The organism is Geobacillus sp. PLS 41, assembly GCF_056494105.1.
In genome coordinates, this window is record NZ_CM151395.1 from 699,991 (window position 1) to 718,518 (window position 18,528).

20 protein-coding genes and 1 pseudogene are annotated in these 18,528 nt (G+C 55.5%); all 21 read left to right on the forward strand.

The window, feature by feature from the left end; translation table 11 throughout:
- Positions 1-83 precede the first annotated feature (83 nt).
- The 21 genes and pseudogenes from ACVX3G_RS03425 (at position 84) to ACVX3G_RS03525 (ending at position 18,527) form a co-directional block, all read left to right on the forward strand.
- Complete coding sequence (locus tag ACVX3G_RS03425) at positions 84-1,151, forward strand: L-threonylcarbamoyladenylate synthase (RefSeq protein ID WP_013146615.1); 1,068 nt, start codon at positions 84-86, stop codon at positions 1,149-1,151.
- A 412-nt stretch (positions 1,152-1,563) separates the two neighbouring features.
- Positions 1,564-2,115 (forward strand): manganese efflux pump MntP, encoded by a 552-nt coding sequence (locus ACVX3G_RS03430; protein WP_011232841.1) that lies wholly within the window; start codon positions 1,564-1,566, stop codon positions 2,113-2,115.
- A gap of 254 nt (positions 2,116-2,369) precedes the next feature.
- Positions 2,370-2,816: a low molecular weight protein arginine phosphatase gene (locus ACVX3G_RS03435; RefSeq protein ID WP_011232840.1), complete on the forward strand. Its 447-nt coding sequence runs from the start codon at positions 2,370-2,372 to the stop codon at positions 2,814-2,816.
- Positions 2,817-2,841: 25 nt separating this feature from the next.
- Positions 2,842-4,131 (forward strand): methyl-accepting chemotaxis protein, encoded by a 1,290-nt coding sequence (locus ACVX3G_RS03440; protein ID WP_014196955.1) that lies wholly within the window; start codon positions 2,842-2,844, stop codon positions 4,129-4,131.
- 95 nt (positions 4,132-4,226) lie between these two features.
- Positions 4,227-4,673, forward strand: coding sequence for a ribose 5-phosphate isomerase B (rpiB, locus tag ACVX3G_RS03445; RefSeq protein WP_011232838.1), 447 nt, complete (start codon positions 4,227-4,229; stop codon positions 4,671-4,673).
- 769 nt (positions 4,674-5,442) lie between these two features.
- Complete coding sequence (locus tag ACVX3G_RS03450; protein WP_013524809.1) at positions 5,443-6,021, forward strand: TIGR01440 family protein; 579 nt, start codon at positions 5,443-5,445, stop codon at positions 6,019-6,021.
- Between the two features lie 92 nt (positions 6,022-6,113).
- The gene (glyA, locus tag ACVX3G_RS03455; protein ID WP_014196952.1) at positions 6,114-7,352 is read left to right on the forward strand and encodes a serine hydroxymethyltransferase; all 1,239 of its coding nucleotides are present in this window, start codon (positions 6,114-6,116) and stop codon (positions 7,350-7,352) included.
- Between the two features lie 152 nt (positions 7,353-7,504).
- Entirely contained in the window at positions 7,505-8,134 is a 630-nt protein-coding gene (gene upp / locus ACVX3G_RS03460; RefSeq protein WP_011232835.1) for a uracil phosphoribosyltransferase, read from the forward strand.
- A 603-nt stretch (positions 8,135-8,737) separates the two neighbouring features.
- Positions 8,738-8,959 (forward strand): AtpZ/AtpI family protein, encoded by a 222-nt coding sequence (locus ACVX3G_RS03465; protein ID WP_011232833.1) that lies wholly within the window; start codon positions 8,738-8,740, stop codon positions 8,957-8,959.
- 4 nt (positions 8,960-8,963) lie between these two features.
- Entirely contained in the window at positions 8,964-9,347 is a 384-nt protein-coding gene (locus tag ACVX3G_RS03470) for an ATP synthase subunit I (RefSeq protein ID WP_014196951.1), read from the forward strand.
- Positions 9,348-9,364: 17 nt separating this feature from the next.
- Positions 9,365-10,078: a F0F1 ATP synthase subunit A gene (gene atpB, locus ACVX3G_RS03475; protein ID WP_011232831.1), complete on the forward strand. Its 714-nt coding sequence runs from the start codon at positions 9,365-9,367 to the stop codon at positions 10,076-10,078.
- A 71-nt stretch (positions 10,079-10,149) separates the two neighbouring features.
- Entirely contained in the window at positions 10,150-10,368 is a 219-nt protein-coding gene (atpE, locus tag ACVX3G_RS03480; protein WP_011232830.1) for a F0F1 ATP synthase subunit C, read from the forward strand.
- Positions 10,369-10,488: 120 nt separating this feature from the next.
- Positions 10,489-11,022, forward strand: coding sequence for a F0F1 ATP synthase subunit B (locus ACVX3G_RS03485; RefSeq protein ID WP_011232829.1), 534 nt, complete (start codon positions 10,489-10,491; stop codon positions 11,020-11,022).
- Positions 11,019-11,555: a F0F1 ATP synthase subunit delta gene (locus ACVX3G_RS03490; protein ID WP_011232828.1), complete on the forward strand. Its 537-nt coding sequence runs from the start codon at positions 11,019-11,021 to the stop codon at positions 11,553-11,555. Before ACVX3G_RS03485 ends, ACVX3G_RS03490 begins: the two co-directional genes overlap by 4 nt.
- 24 nt (positions 11,556-11,579) lie before the next feature.
- Complete coding sequence (gene atpA / locus ACVX3G_RS03495; protein WP_011232827.1) at positions 11,580-13,088, forward strand: F0F1 ATP synthase subunit alpha; 1,509 nt, start codon at positions 11,580-11,582, stop codon at positions 13,086-13,088.
- 67 nt (positions 13,089-13,155) lie between these two features.
- Positions 13,156-14,012: pseudogene (gene atpG, locus ACVX3G_RS03500) on the forward strand (ATP synthase F1 subunit gamma).
- 27 nt (positions 14,013-14,039) lie between these two features.
- A complete protein-coding gene (gene atpD / locus ACVX3G_RS03505) occupies positions 14,040-15,461 on the forward strand; it encodes a F0F1 ATP synthase subunit beta (protein ID WP_011232825.1) in 1,422 nt (473 codons plus the stop codon).
- A 22-nt stretch (positions 15,462-15,483) separates the two neighbouring features.
- Positions 15,484-15,885: a F0F1 ATP synthase subunit epsilon gene (locus tag ACVX3G_RS03510; protein WP_011232824.1), complete on the forward strand. Its 402-nt coding sequence runs from the start codon at positions 15,484-15,486 to the stop codon at positions 15,883-15,885.
- A gap of 273 nt (positions 15,886-16,158) precedes the next feature.
- Positions 16,159-16,527 carry an NADH-quinone oxidoreductase subunit A gene (locus tag ACVX3G_RS03515; protein ID WP_011232823.1) on the forward strand — a complete coding sequence of 123 codons (369 nt, stop codon included), beginning with the start codon at positions 16,159-16,161 and terminating at the stop codon, positions 16,525-16,527.
- Positions 16,518-17,030 carry a NuoB/complex I 20 kDa subunit family protein gene (locus ACVX3G_RS03520; protein WP_011232822.1) on the forward strand — a complete coding sequence of 171 codons (513 nt, stop codon included), beginning with the start codon at positions 16,518-16,520 and terminating at the stop codon, positions 17,028-17,030. The genes ACVX3G_RS03515 and ACVX3G_RS03520 overlap by 10 nt, the downstream gene beginning before the upstream one ends.
- Positions 17,031-17,033: 3 nt before the next feature.
- On the forward strand, positions 17,034-18,527 hold the full coding sequence (locus ACVX3G_RS03525; protein ID WP_464314333.1) for an NADH-quinone oxidoreductase subunit C: 1,494 nt from the start codon (positions 17,034-17,036) through the stop codon (positions 18,525-18,527).
- Position 18,528: the final 1 nt, after the last annotated feature.

Sequence of the window (18,528 nt, forward strand, 5' to 3'; positions counted from 1 at the left end):
ATTTGTGTATAACTGTGGAAAGGCATCGGGCGGCGATCTGACGCTTGTAAAAAAAGCCGCCATTTTCAAGGCGAATCACGGCGATGGAGAAGGTGAAACGATTGAAAACGCGTGTTTGGGTTGTGGATAATATTGTGGATAAACAGCAAGTTTATCCACAAATACGAGAGGCGGTTGAATGGCTGCGGGCCGGGGAAGTCATCGCATTCCCGACGGAAACGGTGTACGGGTTGGGGGCCGATGCGGCCAATACAGCCGCGGTGGAAAAAATTTTCGCCGCCAAAGGGCGGCCGAGCGACAATCCGCTCATCGTTCATGTCGCCAGCATGGCCCAAGCGGAGGCGGTAGCCGCCTCGATCCCGCCGATGGCGAAAACGTTGATGGAGCGGTTTTGGCCGGGGCCGCTCACGTTAGTATTGCCAAAACGGGCCAAAGCGGTGTCTGAACGGGTGACGGCTGGGCTGCCGACGGTGGCGGTGCGCATGCCGGATCACCCGCTGGCGCTGGCGTTGATCGAGGCGAGCGGCTTGGCGTTGGCCGCCCCGAGCGCGAATCGGTCAGGAAGGCCGAGTCCGACGACGGCGGCGCACGTGCTTGCCGATTTAGACGGGCGGATCGCCGGGGTGATCGACGGCGGGCCGACCGGCGTGGGCGTTGAATCGACGGTGCTCGATTGCAGTGGGGGCGTGCCGACGATTTTGCGCCCGGGAGGAGTGACGAAAGAGGCGCTTATTGAAGCGATCGGCCGCGTTGAAGAGGCCGCTGCTGTGGATGACGAGGCGGCGCCGAAAGCGCCGGGGATGAAATATACGCATTATGCGCCGAAAGCGCCGCTTTGGATCGTCGCCGGCCCGCCCGCGTTTTTGCAGCGGCTTGTCGATGAAAGCCGGGCGGAAGGGAAAACGGTCGGCGTGTTGACGACCGAGGAGAACCGGGATCAGTATGCGGCCGATGTCGTGCTGCCGTGCGGAACGCGCCAGGCGCTTGAGACGGTCGCGAGCCGGCTGTACGACACGCTGCGCCGATTTGATGAAACGAACGTCGATCTCATTTACAGCGAGGCGTTTCCGGAAGAAGGAATCGGCGCGGCGATCATGAACCGGCTCCGCAAAGCAGCCGGCGGACGCGCCATCAGCGAACAGCGGAAATGAAAGGACGGCCGTCTGTATAGATGCAGTGAACAAGTTTCACGTATCCTGGTCGAAAAAGCAGCTTGTCTATTTTTTGACGGTCGGAGGCAAGCCGCAGGCTTCTTCGTCGCGCCTTGGCGTGACGGAAGACCGAACGGAAACGCGCTTCACAGATCCATGTATGGGTTTGGAAGCGGCGTTGTTCGGTCGTGCGATAGTCGAGAAAACGGCTCTGCAAACGGTAAGGTTCAAATGGCAACTAGAGGATTTGGGGGATGCCGTTTCCAAGCGCGAAACCGGTCTGTTGTGGACCGGTTTTTTCTTTTCCGTCCGCCCGTCAATCAGGCGGCGCCCATTGGCTGCCCGCTCTGCTTCTAAACTGCCCTGGACGTGCATATGTTTAGCAATAAGGCCGGTCCGGGAGGGAAGAAACATGGGCGCATTCATCGGCGAAATCATCGCGCTGTCAATGATGGCGCTGGCGCTGGGCATGGACGCGTTTTCAGTCGCTTTAGGAATGGGGCTGTTGCGCCTCCGGCTGCGGCAAATGTTTTATATCGGGTTGACGATCGGCTTGTTTCATATTCTCATGCCGCTTGCTGGCATGGCGGTCGGCCGCCTGCTGTCGCGCGAGTTCGGAAGTGTCGCGACATACGCGGGCGGGGCGCTGCTGTTATGGCTTGGCGGGCAAATGATCATCGCCTCGTTCCGGAGGGACGATGGCTCACCGCTGTTTCCTCGTGGGGTGGGGTTGCTTTTTTTTGCGTTCAGCGTCAGCCTAGACAGCTTTTCCGTCGGGCTGAGCCTCGGCATTTTCGGAGCGCGGACGATGGTGACGATTTTGCTGTTTGGTCTGTTCAGCATGGTGCTGACATGGGTTGGGCTTTTTGTCGGCCGCCATTTTCAGCAATGGCTCGGTTCTTACAGCGAAGCGCTCGGCGGCAGCATTTTGCTGGCGTTCGGGCTCAAGCTGCTTTTTCTATAAACGGCGGCAGGCGGTTTTCCTTCAGTGGAAAAAAGCGGACTGCCTGCTTTTTTTGCGGCTCTTCACCAAAAGTTGTACTTGATTTTTTCTGAACATACCCTATTTACGCTTGTGAGGGAAAATCAGCACTTTTTGCCTATCCTTACGCAGGAAACCGCATTGCTTGTCAAGTACATGTTGTGGTGAAGAGCCTTTTTTTGCTCTTTTCCCTATGGTATATTGATGGTAAGTCATTGATGTGAAGAGGTGGTTGTATGCCATACCGCATTTTGTTCGTCTGCACGGGCAATACGTGCCGAAGCCCGATGGCCGCTGCATTGTTGGAGAATAAGCAGCTGCCAGGCGTCGAGGTGAAATCGGCCGGCGTGTTTGCGGCGGAAGGGAGCGAGGCGTCGGTTCACGCCAAGACGGTGTTGAAGGAAAAAGGAATCGAAGCGGCCCACCGCTCCTCGCAGCTGAAAAAAGAGCATATCGACTGGGCGACGCACGTGCTGGCGATGACATCCGGCCATAAAGAAATGATCGTCGAGCGTTTCCCAGAAGCGAAGGACAAAACGTTTACGTTGAAGCAGTTCGTCTCGGGAACAGACGGCGACATCGCCGATCCGTTCGGCGGGCCGATTGAAGTGTACCGGGCGGCGCGCGATGAGCTGGAGACGCTCATTGACCGCTTGGCGGAAAAGTTGCAAACAGAACAATGAGGTAAAGAAGTGAGGGGGAACACAAATGGGGGGGACAAGTCATCGGTTCGGTTTGCGCCTGAAGCTCGTCGTCTTTACGACAGCGTTGGCGCTGATCACGTATTCAACGAGCGCCTTTTTCTTGTACGTTTTGTATGATCAGTGGTTCGCCTCATGGAACAAAAGCGTGTTCACGATGATCGTGTTGCTCCTTGGCATCTTTTGGTCCGGAGTGCTTGCCTATTTGGCCGCTGGCTGGATTACAAGGCCGCTGCAACGGCTCGAGGAAGCGGCGGCAAAGGCGACGGAAGGGCATATCGATGAGGATGTTCCGCTGCCCTCTTCCCATGACGAAATTCGCTCGCTGGCTGTCGCGTTCAACCGGATGCTCGGCCATTTGCGCGCAGTCGTCGCCAATGTGGAAGAGAGCGCAGCGCGCACGACTGAAAAGACGGCGGAAATGAGGCAGGCGTCCGAAACAGCGTCAAACCGTGCACGCGATATTGCAGCGACCATTGACGACATTTCCAAAGGGGCGGCGTCTTCGGCCGAGGCGATTCAAGAGGCGGCTGCGGCGGCCGAGGATGTGCTCGCCATCGCAGTACAAGTAAAAGAAACAGCCGAGCGTGCGGAACAGTCGGTATATGGGATGGCCGAAACGCTGAAGGCAAGCCGCGATATCATCCATTCGCTTGTCAGCGGCATCGATCAGCTGGCTGACGATCAAGAACTGTCGCGGGCGGCTGTCAAGCAGCTCGAAGCACACGCCAATCAAATCGGCAACATTACGTTGCTTGTCGCGGACATCGCTGAACAGACGAACTTGCTTGCGCTCAATGCTTCCATTGAGGCAGCCCGCGCCGGCGAGCACGGCCGGGGGTTTGCCGTCGTCGCTGAGGAAGTGCGCAAGCTGGCTGATGAGAGCGCCAAGGCGGTCAAGAAAATCGCGGAACTGGTCGGCAACATTCAAAATGAAGTCGCCCGTGTGGTGGCGCAAATGGACAAGCAGGTGGCTGCTGCCAACGCTGAGGCGGCGAAAGGGGAGCGCACGAATGAGGCCATTGCGGCCATGGCGGCCTCAGCTGATGAAGTGATCCGCGCCGTCCATGACATCGCTGAGCTGGCGAAGCGTCAAATGGGGCATATGGAGCGGGCCGCGGCGCAGACGCAAGAAGTGGCGGCGATTGCTGAGCAGACGTCCGCCGGCGCGCTCGAAGTTGCGGCGGCGACCGAGGAGCAGGCCGCATCGATCAACGATGTGCATAAACTGGCTGGCGAGTTGGTTGAACAGGCCGAACAATTGCAGGCGGCTGTCGCCCGGTTCCGCACCCGTTGATGCACATGCAAATATGATTCATCGAAAGGAGGAAGGGCGATTCCTCCCTGGCTTTCGCTATCACTGCGAAGCCTAGGGCTCCCCGCCCGAACGTGATGAAAGTCGCTATTGCTTCTGACCATGGTGGAATTCGCATTCGTGAGGAAATTAAAGCACTGTTGGATGAAATGGGAATCGAGTACACCGATTTTGGCTGCGATTGTGAAACATCGGTCGATTACCCGGATTACGCGCTTCCCGTCGCTGAAAAAGTGGCGCGCGGCGAATTTGATCGCGGCATTTTGATCTGCGGCACCGGCATCGGCATGACGATCGCCGCCAACAAAGTGAAAGGGGTGCGCTGCGCCCTTTGCCACGACGTCTACAGCGCCAAGCTGACGCGCATGCATAACGACAGCAACATTCTCGCGATGGGGGAGCGCGTCATCGGCCCCGGCCTGGCGCGCGAAATCGCCAAGGCATGGCTTGAGACCGAATTTGAAGGCGGACGCCATGCGCGGCGAATCGGCAAAATCGCCGAGTATGAAAATAAGCATTTGTAGGAGGAACCAGGGCCGCATCGGAGCGGATGCGGCCTGTGGGCCATAAGCGGGAGACGCCGTGCAGCCCCATGCCGGCCGTGGGCGTCTTGCTTCATGAGAATGGCGGCAGCAAGGGAGTGTATAGAGATGCAACGAAATCGTTTAACATATTCTTGACGGAAAAGTGGCTCATCCATTTTTGACTGTCGAAGGCAAGCCATAGGCTTGCCTCTGTCACGCTAAGGCGTGACGAAAGACCGAACAACGACTCGCTTCACAGACCCATTCATGGGTCTTTAAGCGGTGTTGTTCGGTCACTCGACAGTCGGATGAAATGATCGGTAAAAACGAAGAATGTAAAAGCTTTCAATTGCATTTATATAATTTTGCTGTTTTGGTAAGACAGCTGAACCGTGGGACGCACGGGGATGGCTTGGTGAACAGCCTGCCGCAGGGCGGGTGTTCCCAAGAATCTCCCACCTCTAAGCGTGAGCGTAGGTGGGAGAGCGTTCAAAAAGTCAGGCGTGTTGATTAATCAATAAAAACCTGTTGAGAAGGCTCTGTTCCCAGCTTTTCTGCTGTAGTCGGCAAGCGTTTCGTTCTCTTCACTTGAGAACTGTCGATTCAGGGGAAACGGTTGTTTTTTCATCAGCCTTCTAGGAAAACTCCATATTCGTGAGTATCGCAGGCATCCCCGGAGCCGGACCCGGTTTTGACGAATCACCGTCGAAAGTGCCAGTGTTCGTCAACGGCAGCGTGGATAAAAACGAACGAAGGAGGGGAAGAGGACATGGACGCACGATTGACCGAATGGCGGCAGCAATGGCAAGCCATCTTGCATGAGTTTCGCAAACAGGCTCCGCTTGGCCGCGGCGATGTCGTTGTGATCGGCTGCAGTACGAGCGAGGTGCTTGGCGAGCGGATCGGCACGGCTGGATCGATGGACGTTGCCGCCATGCTGTTTGCCGAGCTTGACGCGTGGCGGCGCGAAACCGGCATTGCGCTCGCGTTTCAATGTTGTGAACATTTAAATCGGGCGCTTGTTGTCGAACGGGAAACCGCCAAAACTCACGGGCTGGAGATCGTTTCGGTCGTTCCGGTGCCGAAAGCGGGTGGGGCGATGGCCGCCTACGCCTATCGAAAGTTCGCTGACCCGGTCGTTGTCGAGGCGATTCGCGCCGATGCCGGCATTGACATCGGCCATACGCTCATCGGTATGCATTTGAAGCCGGTTGCCGTTCCCGTGCGCGTTTCGGTGAAGCACATTGGATCGGCGTGCGTGACGCTGGCGAAAACGCGGCCGAAGCTGATCGGCGGCGCCCGAGCGGTCTACTCGTTGGAAAATCCGAATGATTCCTGTTCTTTCTAGCGGTTTCATTCATTTTTTCTTTGAATTTGCCTAGCTGAAGCTGATAAAATAAAAACGAATATTCACTGATTTCGCATAAGGGGGAGCTATTGATGAATTACTTGCCACAACAAGATCCGCAAGTGTTCGCCGCTATTGAGCAAGAGCGGAAGCGGCAACATGCGAAAATTGAACTGATCGCCTCGGAAAACTTTGTCAGCCGCGCGGTCATGGAAGCGCAAGGGTCGGTGCTGACGAACAAATATGCGGAAGGCTATCCGGGACGCCGCTACTACGGCGGTTGTGAATATGTCGACATCGTCGAAGAGTTGGCGCGCGAGCGAGCGAAGCAGTTGTTTGGAGCGGAGCATGTGAACGTCCAGCCGCACTCCGGGGCGCAGGCGAACATGGCCGTTTATTTCACCGTTCTTGAGCACGGCGACACGGTGCTTGGCATGAACTTGTCGCACGGCGGCCATTTGACGCACGGCAGCCCGGTCAATTTCAGCGGCATTCAGTACAATTTTGTCGAATACGGCGTCGATCCGGAAACGCATGTCATTGACTATGACGACGTGCGCGAAAAAGCGCGCCTTCACCGGCCGAAGTTGATCGTCGCCGGCGCGAGCGCCTATCCGCGCATCATCGACTTCGCCAAGTTCCGCGAGATTGCCGATGAAGTCGGCGCCTATTTAATGGTTGACATGGCCCATATTGCCGGTCTTGTTGCGGCAGGTGTTCATCCGAATCCAGTGCCGTACGCCCATTTCGTTACGACGACGACGCACAAAACGCTGCGCGGTCCGCGCGGCGGGATGATTTTATGCCAGGAGCAGTTCGCCAAACAGATCGACAAAGCCATTTTCCCTGGCATTCAAGGCGGCCCGCTCATGCATGTCATTGCCGCCAAAGCCGTCGCGCTCGGCGAAGCGTTGCAAGACGACTTTAAAGTCTACGCGAAGCGCGTCGTGGAGAATGCCAAACGGCTCGCAGCCGCCTTGCAAAACGAAGGATTCACCCTCATTTCCGGCGGCACGGACAACCATTTGCTGCTTGTCGATTTGCGCCCGCAGCAGCTGACCGGGAAAACGGCGGAGAAAGTGCTCGATGAGGTCGGGATTACGGTCAACAAAAACACGATTCCGTACGATCCGGAAAGCCCGTTTGTCACAAGCGGCATCCGCATCGGCACGGCCGCGGTCACGACGCGCGGCTTCGGATTGGAAGAGATGGACGAAATCGCCGCCATCATCGGCCTTGTGCTGAAAAACGTCGGCAGCGAACAAGCGCTTGAGGAAGCGCGCCAACGCGTCGCCGCTTTGACGGAAAAGTTTCCGCTCTATCAAGACTAAGCGCCGCCGCTTCGTCCGAAACCGTACGGTGCACCGCCTCCGGATTTGGCGGTGCGCCTTTTTTCCGTTCGTTCGGCAGTTGAATAGGCGCTCGTTTTCCAGTAGAATGTATAGAAGTGCAGCGCATACATACGGAAGAGGAGAGTTGACCCATGGGAAAAGTGTACGTCTTTGATCATCCGCTCATCCAGCATAAATTGACCTACATTCGCGACAAGAATACGGGCACGAAAGAATTTCGCGAGCTTGTCGACGAAGTGGCGACGTTGATGGCGTTTGAAATTACACGCGATCTGCCGCTTGAGGAAGTCGAGATCGAAACCCCCGTCAGTAAAGCTAGAGCGAAAGTGATCGCCGGCAAAAAACTGGGCGTCATTCCGATTTTGCGCGCCGGCATCGGCATGGTTGACGGCATCCTGAAGCTCATCCCGGCGGCGAAAGTCGGCCATATCGGCTTGTACCGCGATCCCCAAACATTAAAGCCGGTCGAATATTACGTCAAGCTGCCGAGCGATGTCGAAGAGCGCGATTTTATCATCGTCGACCCGATGCTCGCAACCGGCGGATCAGCGGTGGCGGCGATCGATGCGCTGAAAAAGCGGGGAGCGAAAAGCATTAAATTTATGTGCCTGATCGCGGCGCCGGAAGGAGTCAAAGCGGTGGAAACGGCCCACCCGGATGTGGACATTTACATCGCTGCCCTTGATGAGCGGTTGAACGACCACGGCTATATTGTCCCTGGTCTCGGCGACGCCGGCGACCGGCTGTTTGGCACAAAATAACAGTTGCAAGGCGCTCCGCGCCGCGCGGGGTTCGCATTCCATCGAGCGGCGGAGAGGGTGCCTTGCCCATGCGTCAGTTAAGCGCTTGCATCGAATAGGCCGCGGCAGAAAGATGGCGCTGAGAAACCGCTCCGTTTGCAAAGCCAAGTATATATATAGATGCAACGAAGAAGTTTAACATATCCTTGACGGAAAAGCGGTTTGCCCCTTTTCGACTGTCGGAGGAAAGCCACAGGCTTCTCCGTCACGCCTTGGCGTGACGGAGGACCGAACAACCGCCTGCTTCACAGACCCATATATGGGTCTGGAAGCGGCGTTGTTCGGTCGCCCGACAGTCGATCAAATACTCGGTAAAAACTGCAAATGGTAAAGCTTCAAATTGCATCTATATAGAATCATGAAAAGGAAAATAGGCTAAAAATAAAATATATCATTATACATCATCATTGTGAGAAGAAAATGAGAAATTGTCACAAATTATTAATATTTGCCCTATGTGAATGAGGTTTTACGTGGAAACACATTGACATTGACCAGGCCGTATTGTATCCTTTACAAGGGGTAGATTGAGAAGGTTTTCATTATGTTAAAGGGTGTGTTGGCATGTCCCCAAAACAGCGCCACCCGTTTCAAGCCATGGCGTTGATGTCCGCCATCGTCTCCCAACTTGTCGGTTCGATTTTGGTCGGCGTTTTCGGCGGGAGATGGATCGATGATCGATTTGGCACCGAGCCGATCTTTTTGATCGTCGGCCTTTTGCTCGGACTGGCGGCCGGCGTGTATGCCATGTTGCGCTTGATCCGCCAATATTTCTCTGAGGAGTAATAAAATGGGAAGTCTTCAAACGGTGTTTTTGCGGCAAGTTAGGTACATATTGTATTTGCTCGCCATCTATACGCTCGGCTTTGGATTTACGCCGTATAAAACCGTTTTTCTCAGCTTGATTCTCGGCACATCGATCAGCCTCCTCATGGTTTGGAACTTAACCTGGAAAATCGAAAAATTCGGACAAGCGGTGGCGGCGCGCAAAAAAGTGCGCACATTAGGCACCTTATCGCGTTTGGCGCTTGCCGCGTTGGCTGCTGTCATTGTTCTGACGTATCCGCAATATTTCCATATCGCGCCAACCGTTTTGGGATTAATGACATCCTACATTGTCATTATAATAGATTTCTTCTTTCACAAATGGAAAAACGACAAGCTGCAGGTATGAAAGCGAGGTGAGAGAGGATGGAGCATAAAGCGCCGCTTGTCGAATTTTTAGGCCTTACGTTTAATTTATCTGATATGTTGATGATTACGATCACGAGCTTGATCGTTTTCATCATTGCTGTTGCGGCTACTCGCTCGCTTCAGCTGCGCCCGACGGGGATGCAAAACTTTATGGAGTGGGTCTTTGACTTTGTCAGAGGCATCATTAACAGCACGATGGATTGGCAAACGGGCGGCCGCTTTTTGACGCTGGGCGTCACGCTCATCATGTATGTGTTTGTGGCCAATATGCTTGGACTGCCGTTTTCCGTCCACGTAAACGGTGAACTTTGGTGGAAATCGCCGACCGCGGATGCGACCGTTACGTTGACGCTGGCGGTGATGGTCGTCGGCCTCACCCACTACTATGGCGTCAAAATGAAAGGGGCGTCCGACTATTTGCGCGATTACACCCGTCCAGTCGCCTGGTTGTTCCCGCTTAAAATCATCGAAGAGTTTGCCAACACGCTGACGCTCGGTTTGCGTCTTTTCGGGAACATTTACGCTGGGGAAATTTTGCTTGGCTTGCTCGCCAGCCTTGGCACGCATTACGGTGTGCTTGGCGCTGTTGGCGCAGCCATCCCGATGATGGTGTGGCAAGCGTTCAGTATTTTTGTCGGAACGATTCAGGCGTTCATTTTTACGATGTTAACAATGGTTTATATGGCTCATAAGGTCAGTCATGACCATTGAGCATTCCTTTTCATTAGAGCAAGACTTGAATGAAACATTACTTTAAACATTGCGAAGGAGGATCTATCAACATGAGTTTGGGTGTACTTGCAGCTGCGATTGCGGTAGGTTTGGGGGCGTTAGGCGCCGGCATCGGCAACGGGTTGATCGTCAGCCGTACCATCGAAGGGATTGCTCGTCAACCAGAATTGCGTCCGGTTTTGCAAACGACGATGTTCATCGGGGTCGCGTTGGTTGAGGCGCTTCCGATCATCGGTGTCGTCTTCTCGTTCATTTACTTAGGTCGATAAGAAATCGATATGGAAAGTGATGGCGAAGTTCGTGTCAACGACCACCTTCGCCATTCCTTTATGTGCGGTTTTGCGAGATCGCGTCGGTGCGATAGCTGTCGAAAGGAGTGAAACGCGGTGTTGTGGAAGGCAAACGTATGGGTGCTCGGCGAAGCGGCGCATGGCATCAGCGGCGGCACGATTATTTACCAATTGCTGATGTTCATCATTTTGCTGGCCTTGTTGCGCAAATTCGCTTGGCAGCCGTTAATGAATATCATGAAACAACGTGAAGAACATATCGCGAACGAAATCGACCAGGCGGAAAAACGCCGTCAAGAAGCAGAAAAACTTCTTGAAGAACAGCGCGAACTGATGAAGCAGTCGCGCCAAGAAGCGCAAGCGCTCATTGAAAACGCGCGCAAGCTGGCTGAAGAGCAGAAAGAACAAATTGTCGCCTCGGCCCGTGCGGAAGCGGAACGGGTGAAAGAAGTAGCGAAAAAAGAAATCGAGCGTGAAAAAGAACAGGCGATGGCCGCGCTCCGCGAACAAGTGGCCTCGTTGTCTGTCTTGATCGCCTCAAAAGTGATTGAAAAAGAGCTGACCGAGCAAGATCAACGCAAGCTGATCGAAGCGTACATCAAAGACGTTCAAGAGGCAGGAGGAGCGCGATGAACCAAGAAGTGATCGCCAAACGGTACGCGTCCGCTTTGTTCCAAATCGCGCTCGAACAAGGACAGCTTGATCGAATCGAAGAAGATGTTCGCGCCGTGCGCCAGGCGTTGGCGGAAAACGGCGAGTTTTTATCGCTTCTTTCGTATCCGAAACTTTCCTTGGATCAGAAAAAAGCGCTCATCCGCGAAGCGTTCGCCGGTGTGTCCACCCCGGTGCAAAACACGCTTCTCCTTCTTCTGGAGCGCCATCGCTTCGGCCTTGTGCCCGAGCTGGCGGAACAGTTTCTCGCCCTAGTCGACGATGCGCGTGGCATCGCCAAGGCGGTCGCCTATTCGGCGCGGCCGTTGACGGACGAAGAACTGCGGGCGCTTTCCGACGTCTTTGCCCAAAAAGTCGGCAAACAGACGCTTGAGATTGAAAATATCATTGATCCGGAACTCATCGGCGGCGTGAAGCTGCGCATCGGCAACCGCATTTACGACGGCAGCGTCAGCGGGCAGCTTGAACGGATTCGGCGGCAGCTGATCGGCTAACATTTGAAGACAGGGGTGAAAGGCATGAGCATTCGAGCGGAAGAAATCAGCGCGCTCATTAAGCAGCAGATTGAAAACTATGAATCGCAAATCCAAGTGAGCGACGTCGGCACCGTCATCCAAGTCGGCGACGGGATCGCGCGCGCTCATGGGCTCGATAACGTCATGTCCGGCGAGCTCGTCGAGTTTGCCAACGGCGTGATGGGCATGGCGTTGAACTTGGAAGAAAACAACGTCGGTATCGTTATTTTAGGACCGTACACCGGCATTAAAGAAGGGGACGAAGTGCGCCGTACGGGCCGGATCATGGAAGTGCCCGTTGGGGAAGCGCTCATCGGCCGCGTCGTCAACCCACTCGGTCAGCCTGTTGACGGATTAGGGCCGGTGGAAACGACGGAAACGCGCCCGATCGAGAGCCCGGCGCCGGGCGTTATGGACCGGAGATCGGTGCATGAGCCGCTGCAAACCGGGATTAAAGCGATCGACGCGCTCGTGCCGATCGGCCGCGGCCAGCGCGAACTCATCATCGGCGACCGGCAAACGGGGAAAACGTCCGTCGCCATTGACACGATCATCAACCAAAAAGACCAAAACATGATTTGTATTTATGTCGCCATCGGGCAAAAAGAATCGACGGTCCGCACCGTTGTCGAAACGCTCCGCAAACACGGCGCGCTCGACTATACGATCGTCGTCACCGCTTCGGCGTCGCAGCCGGCTCCGCTTTTGTTCTTGGCGCCGTATGCCGGTGTGGCGATGGGCGAGTATTTCATGTATAAAGGCCAACACGTGTTAGTGGTCTATGACGATTTATCGAAACAAGCCGCGGCATACCGTGAATTGTCGCTCTTGCTTCGCCGTCCGCCGGGCCGTGAAGCGTATCCGGGGGATATTTTCTACTTGCACTCCCGCCTGCTTGAGCGCGCAGCGAAATTGAGCGATGCCAAAGGCGGCGGTTCGTTGACTGCGCTTCCGTTCGTCGAAACGCAAGCGGGCGACATTTCCGCGTACATTCCGACGAACGTCATCTCGATTACGGACGGGCAAATTTTCTTGCAATCGGACTTGTTCTTCTCCGGCGTCCGCCCAGCGATCAACGCAGGGTTGTCCGTTTCGCGCGTCGGTGGGGCAGCGCAAATCAAAGCGATGAAAAAAGTAGCCGGGACGCTTCGTTTGGACTTGGCCGCTTACCGTGAGCTCGAAGCGTTCGCCCAATTCGGCTCCGACCTCGATAAAGCGACGCAGGCGAAGCTCGCCCGCGGGGCGCGCACGGTCGAAGTGCTGAAGCAAGATTTGCATCAGCCGATTCCGGTCGAAAAACAAGTGTTGATCATCTATGCATTGACGCGCGGCTTTTTGGACGACATTCCGGTTGAAGATGTGCGCCGTTTCGAGAAAGAGTTTTACTTGTGGCTCGACCAAAACGGCCAACACTTGCTTGAGCACATCCGCACGACGAAAGATCTTCCGAACGAAGACGATCTCAATAAAGCGATCGAAGCGTTCAAGAAAACGTTTGTCGTTTCACAATAAGACCGGCGGGGGCATATCGCCCCCTCACGCCTGTTAGAACCCGTGCAGCAAAAAGGTGGTGAAACCTTTGGCATCGTTACGCGATATTAAAACGCGCATCAATGCGACGAAGAAGACAAGCCAAATTACAAAAGCGATGGAAATGGTCTCGACGTCGAAGCTGAACCGAGCGGAGCAAAACGCGAAATCGTTCGTTCCATATATGGAGAAAATTCAAGAAGTCGTGGCTAATGTGGCGCTTGGCGCCGGGGGGCTTCGCATCCGATGCTCGTTTCGCGCCCGGTGAAAAAGACCGGGTATCTCGTGATCACGTCGGATCGCGGTCTGGCTGGCGCGTACAACAGCAACGTGCTGCGCCTCGTGTACCAAACGATCCAAAAACGCCATGCTTCTCCGGACGAATATGCGATCATCGTCATCGGCCGCGTCGGGTTGAGCTTTTTCCGCAAGCGGAACATGCCGGTCATTCTCGACATCACCCGCTTGCCGGACCAGCCGTCGTTTGCCGATATTAAAGAAATCGCCCGCAAAACGGTTGGGTTATTCGCCGACGGTACGTTTGACGAGCTGTATATGTATTACAACCATTACGTGAGCGCGATCCAGCAAGAGGTGACGGAACGGAAGCTTCTGCCGCTCACTGACTTGGCGGAGAATAAGCAGCGCACGGTGTACGAATTTGAACCGTCGCAAGAAGAAATTTTGGACGTCTTATTGCCGCAGTATGCGGAAAGCCTCATTTACGGCGCATTGCTCGATGCAAAAGCAAGCGAACACGCCGCCCGCATGACGGCGATGAAGAACGCAACGGACAATGCGAACGAGCTCATTCGCACATTGACGCTTTCCTACAACCGCGCTCGCCAAGCGGCGATTACGCAAGAAATTACGGAAATTGTCGCCGGAGCAAACGCCTTGCAATAGCGGACTAGCAAGTTAGGAGGGAAAACGATGACAAGAGGACGCGTTATCCAAGTCATGGGTCCGGTTGTAGACGTCAAGTTTGAGAACGGCCACTTGCCGGCGATCTACAACGCCCTGAAAATTCAACATAAAGCGCGCAACGAAAACGAAGTCGACATCGACTTGACATTGGAAGTCGCCTTGCACCTTGGCGATGATACAGTACGGACGATCGCGATGGCGTCCACAGACGGCCTCATCCGCGGCATGGAAGTCATCGATACCGGTGCACCGATTTCGGTGCCGGTCGGCGAAGTCACGCTTGGCCGCGTGTTCAACGTCTTGGGCGAGCCGATCGACTTGGAAGGCGACATTCCGGCTGACGCCCGCCGCGACCCGATTCACCGTCCGGCGCCAAAATTCGAGGAATTGGCGACGGAAGTCGAAATTTTGGAAACGGGGATTAAAGTCGTTGACTTGCTTGCCCCGTATATTAAAGGCGGAAAAATCGGTTTGTTCGGCGGCGCTGGCGTAGGAAAAACGGTCTTGATTCAAGAGCTGATCCACAACATCGCCCAAGAGCACGGCGGGATTTCCGTCTTTGCTGGCGTCGGCGAACGGACGCGCGAAGGAAACGACTTGTACCATGAGATGAAAGATTCCGGCGTCATCAGCAAAACGGCCATGGTGTTCGGACAAATGAATGAGCCGCCGGGGGCGCGGATGCGCGTCGCCTTGACCGGCTTGACGATGGCCGAATACTTCCGTGATGAACAAGGCCAAGACGTGTTGCTCTTTATCGATAACATCTTCCGTTTCACGCAGGCCGGTTCGGAAGTGTCGGCGCTGTTAGGCCGCATGCCGTCGGCCGTTGGTTACCAACCGACATTGGCGACGGAGATGGGTCAATTGCAAGAGCGGATCACGTCGACGGCGAAAGGATCGATCACCTCGATTCAAGCGATTTACGTCCCGGCCGACGACTATACGGACCCGGCTCCGGCCACGACGTTCTCGCACTTGGATGCGACGACGAACCTGGAGCGGAAGCTCGCGGAGATGGGGATTTATCCGGCCGTTGACCCGCTCGCTTCGACATCGCGTGCGTTGGCGCCGGAAATCGTCGGCGAGGAGCACTACCAAGTCGCCCGCAAAGTGCAGCAAACGCTGCAACGTTATAAAGAATTGCAAGACATCATCGCCATCTTGGGGATGGATGAACTGTCGGATGAAGACAAACTCGTCGTTCATCGCGCCCGCCGCATCCAGTTCTTCTTGTCGCAAAACTTCCACGTGGCGGAGCAGTTCACGGGCCAACCGGGCTCCTACGTGCCGGTGAAAGAAACAGTGCGCGGCTTTAAAGAAATTTTGGAAGGCAAATACGACCATCTTCCGGAAGATGCGTTCCGCTTAGTCGGCCGCATTGAAGAAGTCGTTGAAAAAGCGAAAGCGATGGGTGTCGAAGTGTGACCCGGGATAGGGGGATTGGACAATGAAAACGATCCACGTGAGCGTCGTTACTCCTGATGGCCCGGTGTACGAAGACGATGTTGAGATGGTCAGCGTCAAAGCGAAAAGCGGCGAGCTCGGCATTTTGCCGGGGCACATTCCGCTTGTCGCCCCGCTCGAGATCAGCGCGGCCCGGCTGAAAAAAGGCGGCAAAACGCAATACATTGCCGTCAGCGGCGGCTTTTTGGAAGTCCGCCCGGACAAAGTGACGATTTTGGCTCAAGCTGCTGAACGGGCGGAGGACATTGACGTCCTCCGCGCCAAAGCGGCGAAAGAGCGGGCGGAGCGCCGCCTGCAAAGCCAGCAGGATGACATCGACTTCAAGCGGGCTGAACTGGCGTTAAAACGCGCCATGAACCGTTTGAGTGTTGCGGAAATGAAGTAAAAAGCAGGGGAAAACTCCCCTGCTTTTTTTGATGAAAACAGAAGAATCGTCCGTCAAGGAGAGAGGCAAACGCTCTCTCTTTTTTCGTTCCTCGCATTCCGTCGTTTCAACAAAGATGAAGCGCTTACATGAATGGATACAGTGTTGACAGTGTTAACTTGAAGTTTTGCTGACACGGCTGGATATAAATGTTATAATGAAATCGAAGGAATTATTGAAAAATTTCATCATTAACACCATACGTATGTAGTAAACCGGAAGGGGGCGAGCTGGTTGAGCAACATCTATGCAAACAGTTATTTGATCATCTTCGTCTTCCTTTGCCTCGGTGTGTTGCTGCCGATCGGGGCGCTCACGGCCGGGCGGTGGCTGCGGCCGCACGTGCCGAGTGATGCAAAGGCGACAACGTATGAAAGCGGTAACAATCCCTTTCACGACTCGCGCGTTCAGTTCCAAGTTCGGTACTACCTATTTGCCTTGCTGTTTGTCATTTTCGATATCGAGACGGTGTTTTTGTACCCGTGGGCTGTTGTCTATGACCAACTCGGTTTGTTCGCGTTGGTGGAAATGATCATTTTCATCGTTTTGCTTGCCATTGGCCTTATCTATGCTTGGAAAAAGAAGGTGTTACGATGGATGTGAAATGGGAGGGTTTTTCTGGCGTCGAAATGGAAGAAGTGAAGCGAAACGTCTTTTTGACGACGTTGGAACAGTTGAAAGGATGGGCCCGAAGCAGTTCGCTTTGGCCGTTGACGTTCGGCCTTGCCTGTTGCGCTATCGAGATGATGGCGGTCGGCGGCGCCCATTACGACCTCGACCGGTTCGGTTCGTTTTTCCGCGCCTCGCCGCGGCAGGCGGACGTCATGATTGTCTCGGGCACGGTGACGAAAAAAATGGCGCCGCTCTTGCGCCGGTTGTATGACCAAATGCCCGAACCGAAATGGGTCATCGCCATGGGTTCGTGTGCGACAGCCGGCGGCCCGTACGTCAAATCGTACAGCGTCGTCAAAGGCGTCGACCAAATTGTCCCGGTGGACGTGTACATACCAGGCTGTCCGCCGAACCCGGCAGCGCTCATCTACGGTATTCATAAATTAAAAGAAAAAATCCGACTGGAAGCCAAAACGGGGAAGAAGGTGCTGTAACCGATGGATGAAGAAAAAGATTTGGCCCAGCGAAAAAAAGAAGCCGCTGAGCGGGCAAAACAGCTGGCGCGCGAACGGCTCGCGGCTAGGCAGGCAGATGAACAGGCCAAGTCAGCCGCCGAAACGGGCAGTTTGAAAACGCCCCCGAATTCGAATGGCAGCCAGCTCGAAACAACGAAGGGAGAGGCAACGGAACCGGCATCGGCCGACGATCTTGCATTGGCGAAAAAACGAGCAGCCGAGGAAGCGCGGGCGAGGGCCACCGAACTGCGAAGACAGCGCGAGGCCGCTGCGTCTGGTGCGGCGACCGAAGGCGACCTCGAGGCGGCGAAGAGAAAGGCGGCGGAGGAAGCGCGGGCGAGGGCGGCGGAACTGCGGAGACAGCGGGAAGCAGCCGCGACAGGCGGCGCGACCGAAGGCGACCTCGAGGCGGCGAAGAGAAAGGCGGCGGAGGAAGCGCGGGCGAGGGCGGCGGAGCTGCGAAGACAGCGCGAGGCCGCTGCGTCTGGTGCGGCGACCGAAGGCGACCTCGAGGCGGCGAAGAGAAAGGCGGCAGAGGAAGCGCGGGCGAGGGCGGCGGAGCTGCGGAGACAGCGCGAGGCCGCTGCGTCTGGTGCGGCGACCGAAGGCGACCTCGAGGCGGCGAAGAGAAAGGCGGCAGAGGAAGCGCGGGCGAGGGCGGCGGAACTGCGGAGACAGCGCGAGGCGGCGGAAAGCGGTGCGGAGGATGATCTTGAGTTGGCGAAGAAAAAGGCAGCTGCGGCCGCGAAGGCGAGAGCTGCTGCATTAGCCAAACAAAAAGCCGCTGAAGCGTCGGGCGACGATGACGAGCTAGCCAAGCAAAAAGCGGCCGCCGCGGCGAAAGCGAAAGCTGCGGCCGCGGCAAAAGCGCGGGCGGCGGCCTTGGCGAAGCAACAAGGCAGCGCTGGCGATGAGGGGGCGAAACAAAAAGCGGCAGCGGCCGCCCGGACAAAGGCCGAAGAAACTGACGGAGGAACCGGACGGTATGCCGCTCCGTCGCCGAACGATCCGCTGCTTGAGAAATATGTCCGCATCATTCATGAGCATCTCGGTTCGGACGTGCTCGAGGATGCATACATCAACCGGCTGGCGAAAGATGTGCCGACGCTTGTCGTGAAAAAAGAGGCGTACTACAAAGTCGCCGAGTTGTTGAAAGGCCATGAACAGCTTCGGTTTGATTATTTATCCGAGCTGCACGGCACCGATTTTCAAACGCATATGGAAGTGTACGTCCATTTGTATTCCTATCCAAACCGGCAGCCGGTGGCGCTGAAAGTCAAAATCGAGCGCGACAACCCGGAAGTCGATTCGCTCGTTCCGCTTTGGCCGGGGGCGAACTGGCCGGAGTGCGAAGCGTACGATTTGCTTGGCATCCGTTTCCGCGGCCACCCGAACTTAATCCGCATCTTCCTAGGGGAGCAATGGGTCGGGCATCCGTTGCGCAAAGATTACGAGCCGTATGATGCGGAGGTGTAGA

Excerpts from the sequence above, each read along its gene's own strand:
- ACVX3G_RS03450 (WP_013524809.1), top strand. The coding sequence starts at position 5,443 with ATGGACGCACGATTGACCGAATGGCGGCAGCAATGGCAAGCCATCTTG.
- atpE (WP_011232830.1), top strand. The coding sequence starts at position 10,150 with ATGAGTTTGGGTGTACTTGCAGCTGCGATTGCGGTAGGTTTGGGGGCG.
- ACVX3G_RS03440 (WP_014196955.1), top strand. The coding sequence starts at position 2,842 with ATGGGGGGGACAAGTCATCGGTTCGGTTTGCGCCTGAAGCTCGTCGTC.
- glyA (WP_014196952.1), top strand. The coding sequence starts at position 6,114 with ATGAATTACTTGCCACAACAAGATCCGCAAGTGTTCGCCGCTATTGAG.
- atpB (WP_011232831.1), top strand. The coding sequence starts at position 9,365 with ATGGAGCATAAAGCGCCGCTTGTCGAATTTTTAGGCCTTACGTTTAAT.
- ACVX3G_RS03510 (WP_011232824.1), top strand. The coding sequence starts at position 15,484 with ATGAAAACGATCCACGTGAGCGTCGTTACTCCTGATGGCCCGGTGTAC.
- upp (WP_011232835.1), top strand. The coding sequence starts at position 7,505 with ATGGGAAAAGTGTACGTCTTTGATCATCCGCTCATCCAGCATAAATTG.
- ACVX3G_RS03525 (WP_464314333.1), top strand. The coding sequence starts at position 17,034 with ATGGATGAAGAAAAAGATTTGGCCCAGCGAAAAAAAGAAGCCGCTGAG.
- ACVX3G_RS03435 (WP_011232840.1), top strand. The coding sequence starts at position 2,370 with ATGCCATACCGCATTTTGTTCGTCTGCACGGGCAATACGTGCCGAAGC.
- ACVX3G_RS03470 (WP_014196951.1), top strand. The coding sequence starts at position 8,964 with ATGGGAAGTCTTCAAACGGTGTTTTTGCGGCAAGTTAGGTACATATTG.
- ACVX3G_RS03425 (WP_013146615.1), top strand. The coding sequence starts at position 84 with ATGGAGAAGGTGAAACGATTGAAAACGCGTGTTTGGGTTGTGGATAAT.
- ACVX3G_RS03465 (WP_011232833.1), top strand. The coding sequence starts at position 8,738 with ATGTCCCCAAAACAGCGCCACCCGTTTCAAGCCATGGCGTTGATGTCC.
- ACVX3G_RS03430 (WP_011232841.1), top strand. The coding sequence starts at position 1,564 with ATGGGCGCATTCATCGGCGAAATCATCGCGCTGTCAATGATGGCGCTG.
- ACVX3G_RS03490 (WP_011232828.1), top strand. The coding sequence starts at position 11,019 with ATGAACCAAGAAGTGATCGCCAAACGGTACGCGTCCGCTTTGTTCCAA.
- rpiB (WP_011232838.1), top strand. The coding sequence starts at position 4,227 with ATGAAAGTCGCTATTGCTTCTGACCATGGTGGAATTCGCATTCGTGAG.
- ACVX3G_RS03520 (WP_011232822.1), top strand. The coding sequence starts at position 16,518 with ATGGATGTGAAATGGGAGGGTTTTTCTGGCGTCGAAATGGAAGAAGTG.
- atpD (WP_011232825.1), top strand. The coding sequence starts at position 14,040 with ATGACAAGAGGACGCGTTATCCAAGTCATGGGTCCGGTTGTAGACGTC.
- atpA (WP_011232827.1), top strand. The coding sequence starts at position 11,580 with ATGAGCATTCGAGCGGAAGAAATCAGCGCGCTCATTAAGCAGCAGATT.